The 12134-nt window shown below is 71.1% G+C and carries 12 protein-coding genes; 1 reads left to right on the top strand and 11 read right to left on the bottom strand.

The window, feature by feature from the left end; all coding sequences use genetic code 11:
• Positions 1-115 precede the first annotated feature (115 nt).
• Positions 116-1051: an ADP-ribosylglycohydrolase family protein gene (locus tag CG740_RS22850; protein ID WP_100577402.1), complete on the top strand. Its 936-nt coding sequence runs from the start codon at positions 116-118 to the stop codon at positions 1049-1051.
• 151 nt (positions 1052-1202) lie between these two features.
• Here CG740_RS22850 and CG740_RS22845 read toward each other — a convergent pair whose 3' ends face one another.
• From CG740_RS22845 to CG740_RS22795, 11 genes are all read right to left on the bottom strand, one after another.
• On the bottom strand, positions 1203-2576 hold the full coding sequence (locus CG740_RS22845) for a cytochrome P450 (protein ID WP_442802849.1): 1374 nt from the start codon (positions 2574-2576) through the stop codon (positions 1203-1205).
• A gap of 396 nt (positions 2577-2972) precedes the next feature.
• Positions 2973-5804 carry a DEAD/DEAH box helicase gene (locus tag CG740_RS22840; protein WP_100577097.1) on the bottom strand — a complete coding sequence of 944 codons (2832 nt, stop codon included), beginning with the start codon at positions 5802-5804 and terminating at the stop codon, positions 2973-2975.
• Between the two features lie 45 nt (positions 5805-5849).
• Positions 5850-6782, bottom strand: coding sequence for a diacylglycerol kinase (locus CG740_RS22835; protein ID WP_100577096.1), 933 nt, complete (start codon positions 6780-6782; stop codon positions 5850-5852).
• Positions 6783-6819: 37 nt separating this feature from the next.
• Positions 6820-7779: a twin-arginine translocase subunit TatC gene (gene tatC, locus CG740_RS22830; RefSeq protein ID WP_100577095.1), complete on the bottom strand. Its 960-nt coding sequence runs from the start codon at positions 7777-7779 to the stop codon at positions 6820-6822.
• 70 nt (positions 7780-7849) lie between these two features.
• A complete protein-coding gene (gene tatA, locus CG740_RS22825) occupies positions 7850-8134 on the bottom strand; it encodes a Sec-independent protein translocase subunit TatA (protein ID WP_100577094.1) in 285 nt (94 codons plus the stop codon).
• Between the two features lie 212 nt (positions 8135-8346).
• The gene (locus CG740_RS22820; RefSeq protein ID WP_100577093.1) at positions 8347-8544 is read right to left on the bottom strand and encodes a hypothetical protein; all 198 of its coding nucleotides are present in this window, start codon (positions 8542-8544) and stop codon (positions 8347-8349) included.
• Positions 8545-8554: 10 nt separating this feature from the next.
• Positions 8555-8809: a hypothetical protein gene (locus CG740_RS22815; protein ID WP_100577092.1), complete on the bottom strand. Its 255-nt coding sequence runs from the start codon at positions 8807-8809 to the stop codon at positions 8555-8557.
• 123 nt (positions 8810-8932) lie between these two features.
• On the bottom strand, positions 8933-9907 hold the full coding sequence (locus tag CG740_RS22810; RefSeq protein ID WP_100577091.1) for a helix-turn-helix transcriptional regulator: 975 nt from the start codon (positions 9905-9907) through the stop codon (positions 8933-8935).
• Positions 9908-9923: 16 nt separating this feature from the next.
• Positions 9924-10874, bottom strand: a complete 951-nt coding sequence (locus CG740_RS22805; protein WP_100577090.1) for a helix-turn-helix transcriptional regulator — start codon at positions 10872-10874, stop codon at positions 9924-9926.
• A gap of 147 nt (positions 10875-11021) precedes the next feature.
• The gene (locus CG740_RS22800) at positions 11022-11393 is read right to left on the bottom strand and encodes an FKBP-type peptidyl-prolyl cis-trans isomerase (protein ID WP_100577089.1); all 372 of its coding nucleotides are present in this window, start codon (positions 11391-11393) and stop codon (positions 11022-11024) included.
• Positions 11394-11433: 40 nt separating this feature from the next.
• The coding region (locus CG740_RS22795; protein ID WP_234376431.1) for an FKBP-type peptidyl-prolyl cis-trans isomerase at positions 11434-12134 on the bottom strand (701 nt) is incomplete at its 5' end.

Genomic DNA, 12134 nt, shown 5'->3' with positions numbered 1-12134 from the left:
CATGAACGCGGGCGGGGACAGAGACGGGGACCGGGACCGGGACACGGGCGTATGGCCCGGGCATGAGCGGGACATGAACGGGAGCACGGGCATCCAGCCCCCCGAAGAAGGACCCATGCGTCCGACTCGCCGGGCGGCGGGAGCGGTGGTCGGCTCCGCCGTGGGCGACGCTCTGGGCGCCCCCTTCGAGTTCGGCCTGCCCGGGGTGTACGCGCGGCGGTTCCCCGACGGCGTCGGCACGATGTGCGGCGGAGGCGGCTGGGATCCGGGCGAGGCCACCGACGACACCCAGATGGCCGTGCTGGTCGCCGACTCCCTCCTGGAGTGCGGTGGCCTCGAACCGGCCGACGTCTTCCGGCGGTTCCAGCGCTGGGCGGTCTCGGAGCCCAAGGACATCGGGCTCCAGACCGAGGACGTCCTGACGAACGGCGAGCCCTGGGATCTTGCGGCGGCCCGCCATTTCCAGGTCAACCGCCGCGCCGCGGGCAACGGTTCACTGATGCGCGCCACCACCGCCGCGGTGTACTTCGCCGGCGCGGGACGCTCGGCGACGATGGCCGCCGCCCGTCGTATCGCGGCGCTCACCCATGGGGACCGGGCCGCGTGGGAGGGCACGGCGATCTACCACGAACTGATACGGGCCGCACTGGCCGGCGCCGACCCGCTGGCGGCCGTGCCGGACGCGCTGGCCGCCGTTCACCCCGACCATTGGGCCCGCTGGTCGACGGTCCTCGCTCCCGACTGGCATCCCGACGACGCGACCGAGTTCAACGGCGCGGTCTGGCCCTGCCTCGGTTCCGCGCTCTGGGCGCTGCGTACGACGGATTCCTTCGAGCGGGCGCTGGGCGCGGCGATCGACCTGGGCGGCGACACGGACACGGTGGCGGCCGTGACCGGTGGCCTGGCGGGCGCCCACTACGGCCTCCACGCCATCCCGCCCCGATGGACCGCTCCCCTGCACGTCCCCTTGCCGGGCTTCGGCAACCGGATCCTTCGGACTGCTGAACTAGCCCGGCTGGCCGAGGAGTTGGAAGGCGCCAGGGCTCAATAGCCGAACCCGCCGGCCACTGCCCGCTTGCCGCGCCAGGCAGCCGGCCACGGGCCGCTCAGCCACGCCCAGCCAGGCACGGCTCGTTGCCCACGGCCCTCGGTGGGGTAGCTCCGGAGCGGCCGCGCGGGCCCGGGGCGGGGCCGGCGACCGCTCACGCTCTCCTCCGCACCGACGCCCGCACCTCCCCCTTCGCCTGGAGCGTCAGGCCCGGGACCGGGGTGAGGTCCTCGGGAGTCACGTCCAGATCGAAGCGGCCGGCCAGGACCGCCAGGATCAGCACCGCCTCCACCAGGGCGAAGCGCGTGCCCAGGCAGACCCGGGGGCCGCCGCCAAAGGGGAACCAGGCGTATTCGGGTATCTCCTCGGCGCCCTCCGTCCAGCGCTCGGGGCGGAAGTCCTCCGGGTCGCGGAACCAGCGGGCATCTCGCTGGGTGGCCCACTGGCTGACCCAGATCCGGGTGCCCACCGGGATGCCGCGGCCGCCAAGCACCGCGCCTTCCCTCGCGACTCCGGTGAGGAGCCAGATCGTCGGGTAGAGCCGGAGGGTCTCCTTCACCACGGCCTGGGTGTAGATGAGTTGGGCATAGTCGTCATAGCCGGGTTCGCGGGTGCCGCCCAGAACACGGTCGAGTTCGTCGGCCAGCGCCTCGCGCACGCGCGGGTTGCGGGACAGCAGGTGCCACGCCCACACCAGCGTGCTGCTCGTGGTCTCATGGCCGCCTATGTAGAGCGTGACGGTCTCGTCGCGTATCTCCCGGTCGGACAGGCGCGTCCCGTTCTCGTCCTGCGCGGCGAGCAGCCGGCTGAGCAGATCGGGGCGATCGCCGTCGCTCGCGCGGTGCCGGGCCACGACGCGGCTCACCTCGGCGTCGATGACCGCGGTCGCCTTCTTGATGCGGGCCCGGCCGGGGGTCGGCAGCCGGTCCGGCAGCAGGGCGCCGATCCCACTGAACTCCACCCCGATCTCGTGCTGGGCCACTTCCATGGCCCGGCCGATGGCGTCGGCGTCCGCGGCGGTGTCGACACCGAAGATGGTGCGGACGGCGATCCGCTGGGTGAGCGCGGACATCTCGCGCTTCACGTCGATCCGCTGCCCGTCCGTCCAACCGTCGGCGAGGTCCACCGCGCAGGCGGCCATGGTCGCCGCGTACGAACGTACCTGCTTGGGCCGGACCGAGGGCTGGACCAAGGATCTCTTGCGGCGCCAGTCCTTGCCCTTGGCCACGACGACGCCGTTGCCGAGCAGGGTGCGGAAGGAGATCCCGAGGTCGGGCTGGTCGAAGGTGTGCTCCATCCCGGTGAGGAGTTCGCCGATGCACTCCGGGTCGGCGACGAACAGCGAGGTCGCGCGGCCGAACCGCCAGTGCACGAAGTCGCCCCGGTCCCGCAGCTGTTCGAAGAAGGCGAGCGGGTCCTTGCCGAACCGGGGCAGGCTCCCCAGGTACGGCAGGCCGCGAGGACCGGCAACCACCTTGCGTGGCACGGAAGTTGTGCGGACGCTCTCGGACACATTGGCGGTGGTCAAGGTGTCTCCCTCCCTGTGGCACCCAGCCGTTGGTGCGGTCGGCCGATGCGGATCAGCCGCGTATGGGTCCATGCAAGCGGACTCGTCGGCACCCCGCCACCCCTGTGGATATCCCCCGGCCCGAGCCACCCGCCGACGTCCCCCGGGAGGGTCATGCCGTTTTCCACAGCTTGGCGGCGGCCGCCCCGGGCAGCGCCAACTCTCTTGCACAGAAGGCATATTGCAAGGGGGCGACATGGGAGCGGCCCCCGCCGGGCAATCCGGCGGGGGCCGCTCCCTCATCCAGCGCGTCGACCCAGTACGGAGACCCCGTACGGAGGCCCCGTACGGGGGACGTATGCCGAGCGTCCAGGCTCGGCCGGGCCCGGGCCCGGGCGCTCGGCGAGTACCGCCCGCTCAGCCGACCGAGCTGTAGGCCACGACTCCCCTCAGCAGCGCGTCGACCGCCTTGCGGGCGTTCTTCGCCACGGTGCTGTTCTCTCGTGGCGCCGCCGCCGCGATCTGGCCGAGGACGTCGATGACCTGCTTGCACCAGCGGACGAAATCGCCCGCCGGCATGTCCGCCTCGCGGAGCACCTCGTCCAGGCCCTTGTCGGAGGCCCACTGGTAGGCGGCCCAGGCGAAGCCCAGGTCGGGCTCGCGCTGGCCCACGCCCTCGGCCTGATTGATCTTGTGGTCCTCTTCGAGGGCATCGAGCCGGCCCCAGATCCGTACCATCTCGCCGAGCGACGCCTTGGCCTTGCCGGCGGGCGTCTTGGGCGCGACGGCATCGTCGGACTGGCGCGCCTCGTACACCAACGCCGAGGCGCAGGCGGCGAGTTCGGCCGGGTTCAGGCCCTCCCAGATGCCCGCGCGCAGACATTCGCTGGCCAGCAGGTCGAGCTCGCCGTACAGGCGGGCCAGGCGCTTGCCGTGCTCGGTGACCTCGTCGTCGCGCAGGTAGTCCAGCTCGGTGAGCAGCGAGACGATGCGGTCGAAGGTGCGGGCGATCGTGTTGGTGCGCCCCTCGATGCGCCGCTCCAGCTGCTGGGTGTCGCGCTGGAGGCGGTAGTAGCGCTCGGCCCAGCGGGCGTGGTCCTCGCGCTCGTCGCAGCCGTGGCAGGGGTGGGCGCGCAGGGCCGTGCGCAGCCGGGTGATCTCGCGGTCGTCCGCCGCCTCGGAGCGGGCCTTGCGGTGCCGCTCGGGAACGATGTGCCCGGCCTTGGTGCGCAGCGCGGACGCCAGGTCCCGGCGGGACTGCGGCGAGCGCGCGTTGAAGGACTTCGGCACGCGCATCCGCTCCAGGGCCTCCACCGGCACCGGGAAGTCCATCGAGGCGAGCCGCTTGACCTGACGCTCGGCGGTCAGCACCAGCGGGCGCGGCCCGTCGTGCTGCTCGAAGCCGCCGCGGTGGCCGTTGGTACGGCCTGCGGGGATCCCGGGGTCGAGGACCAGGGCGAGGCCGGCGAACTTGCCGGTCGGCACATGGATGATGTCGCCCGGCTTGAGCTTCTCCAGGGAGGCCGCGGCGGCCGCCCGGCGCTGGGCCGCGCCGTGCTTGGCCAGCTCGGTCTCACGGTCCTTGAGGTCGCGCCGCATCCGCGCGTACTCCTCGAAGTCCCCCAGGTGGCAGTGCATGCCCTCCCGGTAGCCCTCCAGGCCCTCCTCGTTGCGCTGGACCTGCCGCGAGATGCCGACCACCGACTTGTCGGCCTGGAACTGCGCGAAGGAGGTTTCGAGCAGCTCGCGCGAGCGGTGCCGGCCGAACTGCTGCACCAGGTTGACCGCCATGTTGTACGACGGCTTGAAGCTGGAGCGCAGCGGATAGGTGCGCGTGCCGGCCAGGCCCGCGAGCGCGCCCGGGTCCATGCCGCGCTGCCACAGGACCACCGCGTGGCCCTCGACGTCGATGCCGCGCCGACCGGCCCGCCCGGTGAGCTGGGTGTACTCGCCGGGGGTGATGTCGGCGTGCTGCTCGCCGTTCCACTTGACGAGCTTCTCCAACACCACCGAACGTGCGGGCATGTTGATGCCGAGCGCCAGCGTCTCGGTGGCGAACACGGCCTTCACCAGGCCGCGGACGAACAGTTCCTCCACGACCTCCTTGAAGGTGGGCAGCATGCCCGCGTGGTGGGCGGCGATGCCGCGCTCCAGGCCTTCGAGCCACTCGTAGTAGCCGAGGACGTGCAGGTCCTCGCCGGGGATGGAGGCGGTCCGCTCCTCGACGATCTCGCGGACCTTCTGGCGCGCCTCCTCGTCGTTGAGCCGCAGCCCCGCGTACATGCACTGCTGGACGGCTGCTTCACAGGCGGCGCGGCTGAAGATGAAGGTGATGGCCGGCAACAGGCCGTCGGCGTCGAGCCGTTCGATGACCTCGGGGCGGCCCGGTGTCCAGATCCGGGAGCGCTGGCGGCGCTCCCGCTCGCGGTCGGCCTCGCGCACCATCTTGCCGCGGCGCCGATCGCGCGGGTTGTACGTCTTCTGGTTCTCCATGCGCGCCATGCGCAGCAGGTCCGGGTTGACCTCGCGCCGGGAGACGCCGCGGCCGCCGTGGTCGGTCTCCTCCTCGAAGAGGTCGTACATCCGGCGCCCGGCCATGACGTGCTGCCACAGCGGCACGGGCCGGTGCTCGGAGACGATCACCTCGGTGTCGCCTCGGACGGTGTCCAGCCAGTCGCCGAACTCCTCGGCGTTGGAGACGGTCGCCGACAGCGAGACCAGGGTGACGGACTCCGGGAGGTGGATGATCACCTCTTCCCAGACGGCGCCGCGGAAGCGGTCGGAGAGGTAGTGCACCTCGTCCATCACCACGTATCCGAGCCCGAGGAGCGCCTGGGAGCCCGCGTACAGCATGTTGCGGAGCACCTCGGTGGTCATGACGACCACCGGCGCGTCCGCGTTCACGCTGTTGTCGCCGGTCAGCAGGCCCACCTTGTCGGCGCCGTAGCGACGCGCGAGGTCGGCGTACTTCTGGTTGGACAGTGCCTTGATGGGCGTGGTGTAGAAGCATTTGCGGCCCTGCTCCAGGGCCAGGTGCACGGCGAACTCGCCGACGATCGTCTTGCCGGAGCCGGTCGGAGCCGCGACGAGCACGCCCTTCCCGGCTTCGAGGGCCTGGCACGCTTCGATCTGGAAGGGGTCCAGATCGAAGTCGTACAGGTCACGGAAGGGTGCGAGCGCGGTGGCCTGCTCGACGGCGCGGAGCCGGGCAGCTGCGTACGCTTCGGCTGGTGAGAGGTCCTCTGTCATCTTGTCTTCGAGCCTACCCGCCGCCTCTGACAGAGGTCGCGATCTTTATTGGAGGCCAGGTGCCGCGGCCTTCCGGCCGGTCGCCGGTACGGGTGCCAATACCCGTACCGCGCCGCGTACACACTCCGCGGTGAGCGGCAGCGGGCCGAGCCGCTCCCCGTCGGCGTACCCGGTGATGCCGTCCGCGGCCAGCGTGATCGAGGCGACGCGGTACGTGCTGACCACGGGGTGGCCGAGATGGGTGCCCTGGTAGACCCGCGGGAAGACCTTGATGAGGGTCGCCCGGGAGCAGTCCCCGACGACGGTGACGTCGAAGAGCCCGTCGGTGAGGTCGGCGTCGGCGCAGATGCGCATGCCTCCTCCGTAGGAGGAGGAGTTTCCGACGGCGACCAGGGTCGCCTCGATCTCCCGGGTCTCGCCGTCGTCAAGGGTGATCTTGTACGGGATGGGCCGGAAGGCGGCCAGCTCGGCGAGCATCGCGAGGTCGTACTTGAACCGGCCGGAGGGCCATCGCATCCGGTTGCCCCGGTCATTGACCTTGGAGTCGAAGCCGGAGGCGAGGACGGTGGCGAACCAGCGCTCGCCGGTCCGGCCGAGGTCGATGTCCGTGAGCCGGCCGGCCTTGAGGGCCCGGGCCGCGTATTCACCGGCGCGGGCCGGCTCGCGTATCGGAAGCCCCAGGGCGCGGGCGAAGTCGTTGCCGGTGCCCGCGGCGATGACGCCGAGCGGGGTGGTGGTGCCCGCCACGGCCTGGAGAGCGAGGTTGACCATGCCGTCGCCGCCCACGGTGATCAGGGCCCCGGTGCCGCCCTCGACGGCCTCGCGGGCCCGGCGCAGCGCGTCACCGGCGTCCTCGCCGAGCACGGTGCGTACGGAGAATCCGGCGGCCCGCAACGCCGAAGCGGCCGGCTGCGCGGCGTGCGCGCCCCGGCCGCGTCCCGCGGTGGGATTGACGAAGAGGGTGATCTCGCTGGTCACCCGCCGGACCCTACAAGGTCCGGCGTTCCCGTCAAGGTCAGGTGATGTCGTCGTACCCGTTGAGCTTGCTGGAGCGCCCGCCGTCCGACTGCTCGGGCAGCGCCGGGGGCGAGGTCACGGCCTCGACGGTGCCGATGTCCTCGGGGGTGAGGTCCAGGTCCGAGGCCTCGTCGTCGGCCGGTCCCGCCTCGGCGCGCTGCTTGCGGCGCTTGTCGTTCATCAGCGAGATGATCACGGCGACGAAGTAGAGCCCGACGATCGGCGTTGCGAGCGAGAGCATCGAGACCGGGTCGACGGTCGGGGTCGCGAAGGCCGCGAAGACCGTCACACCCATGATCATTCCGCGCCACCAGCCCAGCATCCGGCGGCCGGTGAGGATGCCGCTGAAGTTGAGCATGACGAGGAACAGCGGCAGCTCGAAGGAGAGGCCGAAGACGATGATCATGCGGGTGACGAGGTCGATGAGCTCGTTCAGCGGCAACAGGTTGGCCACCCCTTCAGGGGTGAACTCCAGGAGCACCTTGGCCGCGGCGGGCAGCACGTTGTACGAGAACCAGCCGCCTGCCACGAACAGCGGGAAACCCGCCGCCACGAAGCTGAGCGAGTACCGCTTCTCGTGCTTGTGCAGGCCCGGCGAGACGAACGCCCACAGCTGGTAGAGCCAGACGGGGCTGGCTGCCACGACACCCGCCACCATCGACACCTTGATCATCAGCGTGAACGGCCCCATAAGACCGGACATCGTGATGTTGCCGCAGACCTCAGCGCCACCGTTCTTCCTGGTGAGCTCGGTGAACGGCACGGTGCAATTGACGGCTTCCTTGATCGGCCGCGTGATCAGCTCGGCGATGTCCTTGTAGTAGAACGCCGCCACGATGGCGCAGACCAGGATCGCCAACACCGACTTCGCGAGCCGGTTGCGCAGCTCGCGAAGGTGGTCCGAGAGCGGCATCCGGCCCTCGGGGTCCCTCTGTTGTTTGCGGGCAGACTTGAGCAACCCACGTCCTCATCTCGTGCGGCAGGTCGCTCTGGTCACGAAGGTGAACAGCGCCTGCTGGGGCCCGGTGTCAGCGCTTGGTGGTGTCCGTCGGCTCGGTCACCGGACGGGCGCTGCTCACGTCGCCGGGCGCGGACTGGATCGTGCGCTGGGCCGGCGGCTGCTCGCCCGGAACCGGCGGGTCGGCCGGGGCGGGCTGCTGGCCCTCGGACTTCATGGCCTTGGCCTCGCTCTTGAGGATGCGGGCCGACTTGCCGAGCGACCGCGCCATGTCCGGGAGCTTCTTCGCGCCGAACAGCAGGACGACGACGATGAGGATGAGAATGATCTCGGGGGCGCCGAGCCTTCCGAACATAAGCGTTTACCTTCTCACCGAGGCTGCGGGGTTGGGGCTGCCGGTTGGCGGCCGGACCGGTGTCCGACCGTTCTTACGTGCAGCGATCGTAACGCGCGGGGGTGAACGCTGGGCAATCCCCGTGCGTACGCCCGTTTGCGGACCGGGCCTCGCTACCTGGGCCGCGTTGTGCAGCGTACCGTCCCGAAACGGACGGCATCAGAGCGCACCTGTCATCTCAGCGTTTCGCCGGCCCCCGCGAGGTCGACGGCGGCGCGCTCCAGATCCTCCGCCGCACGGTTGATCTTGCTGGTGGTGTCGGCCACTTGGCGGCCGAGCCGCTGCGCCTCGACGAACACCTTGATGGCGAGCACGCCGAGCACGGCGATCCCGAGGAATCCGAGGGTGATGGCGGTCATCGGCCAGAACATGATGCGGACCTCAGACGGTGGAGTGGAGGCGGAGGGTGCGGACGCCGCCCCCGGTGAGGAGTTCGATGATGCGCTCCCCGGCGGGCTTGCGGACGGCCGAGCCGCACTCGGGGCAGGTGAAGGAGTAGAAGGTGGTGCGCCGGCTGGCCCCGATAGCGAGCCGCAGCGCGGCCGCGCCCAGCTCGAAGCGGGCGCGGCACTCCGGACAGGCAGCCTTGAAGAGGACCGGGATCACAGGACGAGCGAGACCGGGCAATACCGACATGATCCGCAGTTCTCCTCAGCTGTGGTGGTCCGGTACGGCGGGTTCGGCGCGGGCGGTTGGTTCGGTACGGCGGGTTCGGCGCGGGTGGTGCGGCTCCCGGAGGGGGCCGGTACGTGCCGCCGCTCAGTCCCGGTGGTCCAGGACCGGCGGTTGCTCGTATGCGGCCAGTGCCTCGCGGGCCACTCGCCGGGCGCTCTCGGCGAGATCGTCCGGCGTGACGATCCGGCCGTCCTGGCCGAGCCGCAGGGCCAGGCGGCGCAGGGACGCCGGGTCGGGCGTGCGCAGGGTGATCCGCAGGCCGCCGTCGGGCAGCTCGTCGGCGCTGTCGTGCGGGTAGTACTCGGCGACCCAGCGGCCGCCGGGGCCCACCTCGACGACGACCTCGGGGTCCTCGGCGGAGGGCTGGACGAGCCCTTCGGACAGGTCGCGCAGTTCCAGCTCGGGCGGCGCGGACGCCTCGTCGAGCAGGCGGATCTCGGCGACCCGGTCGAGCCGGAAGGTGCGCCGGGCCTCGGAGAGGCGGCACCACGCCTCCATGTACGTGTGGCCGACGGCGAACAGCCGGATCGGGTCGACCTCGCGCTCGGTCAGCTCGTCACGGGCCGGCGAGTAGTACTTCACCCACAGCCTGCGGCGCTCGGAGATCGCGCGGTCGACCTCGGCGAAGACGCTGCCCTCGGACTCGAAGGTGACCGAGAGCCGGGAGCTGGCCCCCGCGGTCTCGCCGGCGGCGGCCTCCAGTTTGGCGGTGGCGCGCAGCAGCGCCTGCCGGTCCCCCTCGCGCAGACCGGGCAGCGTCGAGACGGCCCGGGCGGCCACGAGGAGCGCGGTCGCCTCGTCGGCGGCGAGCCGGAGCGGGGCCGCGACGTCGTCCGGGTTGTGCCACCAGATGCGGTCGCCGTCGGTGTCGATGTCCAGGAGGTCGCCGCCGCGGAAGCTCGTGCCGCACATGGGCAGCACATCGAGGTCGGAGATCAGTTCGTCCTCGGTGATGCCGAAGGCGCGGGCGACGTCCGCGACATGGGCGCCGGGGCGCTCGCGCAGATAGGTCACCAGCGACAGCATCCGCCGCGTCTGGTCGATGGCGTTTGCAGCCATGGTCGTACCGTCCCCCTCAGCCCTTGGCCACGGCGCGCAGCCGGTCCATCACGTCGGCCCGCAGATCGGCGGGTTCCAGCACGACCACATCGGGGCCGAACTCCACCAGGTGGGCATCGAGCCCGTGCCCGTACGGAATCTCCAACTCGTCCCAGCCGTCGCCGAGTTCCCGGGTCGAGGTGGCCCGCGAGCGCAGCGGGTAGCCGGCGCCGGCGCGCAGCCGGATCCGGGCGGAGCGGGTCGCGGTCTCGCCCGCCCACGTCTCGACGGTCTCGCGCACGGTGACGACATCGGGCACCGGCGCGGTGAACGCGCCCGCGCGCGAGCGGACCTTGCCGGAGATGCGGCTGAGCCGGAAGACGCGCTCGGCGCCCCGGTCGCGATCCCATCCGGCCAGGTACCAGTGGCCGCGCCAGCACTCCAGGCCCCAGGGCTCGACATGGCGGGCCTCCGGGCGTACGGCGGTGACCTTGCGGTAGTCGAAGACGACCGGGCGGCGGTCGCGGCAGGCCAGCATCAGGGGCTCGAAGGCCGCCTCGTGCACCGGGATGCGCGGCTCGATCGCGCTGTGCTCATACGGATTGTCGGCCTCCGGCATGCCGGCGGCGCGCAGCTTCTGGAGTGCGCCGCTGGCCGCTCCGGCGAGCCGGGCCTGCTGCCACACGCGGGCGGCGAGCCCCAGGGCCGCGGCCTCCTCGGCGTCGAGCTGGACGGGCGGCAGCCGGTTGCTGTCGCGGCGGGCGAGGTAGCCGGTCTCGCCGTCGAGGTTCTCGACGGTCTCGATGACCAGGCCCAGCTCCCGCAGGTCGTCCTTGTCCCGCTCGAACATCCGGTTGAAGGAGTCGTCGGAGCCGGCCTCAAGATAGGCCTCGATGGACTCGCGCAGCTCTCGCTTGCTGAGTGCGCGTCGTGTCCCGAGCAGACACAGCGCCAGATTCATCAGCCGCTCTGCCTTGGCGATCGCCATCGATGCCCTACGCCCTCTCTCGTTGTGCGCTACGACCGTTGACCGTACCGCTCCGGGCTCCCGGGGCAAAAGCCGAGGGCCCATGCCCGCAGGCATGGACCCTCGGTCCGATCAGGTCCGATCGCTCGGGACCGATCCGGGTGCGTCTCAGACGGCGACCAGGTCGCAGACGAAGATCAGCGTCTCGCCCGGGGCGATGGCGCTGCCGGCGCCGCGGTCGCCGTAGGCGAGGTGGGCGGGGATGGTCAGCCGACGGCGGCCGCCGACCTTCATGCCCTGGATGCCCTGGTCCCAGCCGGAGATGACCTGGCCGGCACCGAGCTTGAACTCCAGCGGGTTGCCGCGGTTCCAGGAGGCGTCGAACTCCTCACCGGTGGAGAAGGCCACGCCCACGTAGTGGACCTTGACGAAGTCCCCGGCCTTGGCGACGGCGCCGTCGCCCTCCCAGATCTCCTTGATCTCCAGGTCCGCCGGCGGCTCGCCCTCGGGGAAGTCGATCTCGGGCTTGTCGATGCTCACGTAATGCTCCTACTAATCGCTATGGGCAACCGGGACAGTCTTACACTGCTCCGAGGATGTCCACGACGAAGACCAGGGTCGAATTGGCCGGGATGTCCGCGCCCTGGGCCTTGTCCTTGTAGCCCTGCTCCGGCGGGATGACCAGCAGGACACGGCTGCCGACCTTCTTGCCGACGAGGCCCTTGTCCCAGCCCTCGATGACCTGGCCCTGGCCGATCACCGTCGAGAACGGGGCGCCGGTCTTCCACGAGGTGTCGAACAGCTTCGCCTGCGGAAGGCCCTCGTTGGGCTTCCAGGTGGCGCCGCTGTACTGCATGTAGACGGTCTGGCCGCTCTTGACCTCGTCGCCCTTGCCCTCGATGAGCACCTGGTCCACGAGCTTCTTCGGCGGGTCGTTCTTCGGGACCGTGATCGTGGCGGCCTCCTCCTTGTCCGCCTTGATCTGCGGCAGGTCGGAGGGGATGGAGGCCTGGGTGCCGTCGACCTTCTTCGGCATCACGCTGTCGACGTCGAGGACGAAGACCAGGTTGTCGGTGCCGGAGACCCCGAGCTCCTGCTTGCCCGCGGCGCCGAACGCGGCGGCCGGCGGCGCGACGACCAGGACCCGGGCGCCGACCTTCTGGCCGAGCACGGCCTCGCTGAACGCCGGGATGTAGGTCTGCGAGCCGGCCGGGATGACCTGGGGCGCGCCGCCCTTGTCGTAGGAGCCGGCCAGGTCCTTGCCGCTCTTCCAGCTCTTCC

Origin of the sequence: Streptomyces sp. CB01201 (assembly GCF_002803085.1) — a bacterium.
Lineage (GTDB): Bacteria > Actinomycetota > Actinomycetes > Streptomycetales > Streptomycetaceae > Streptomyces > Streptomyces hundungensis.
Note: the sequence above shows the minus strand (reverse complement) of the source record. Positions and strands in the feature narration are given on the sequence as shown.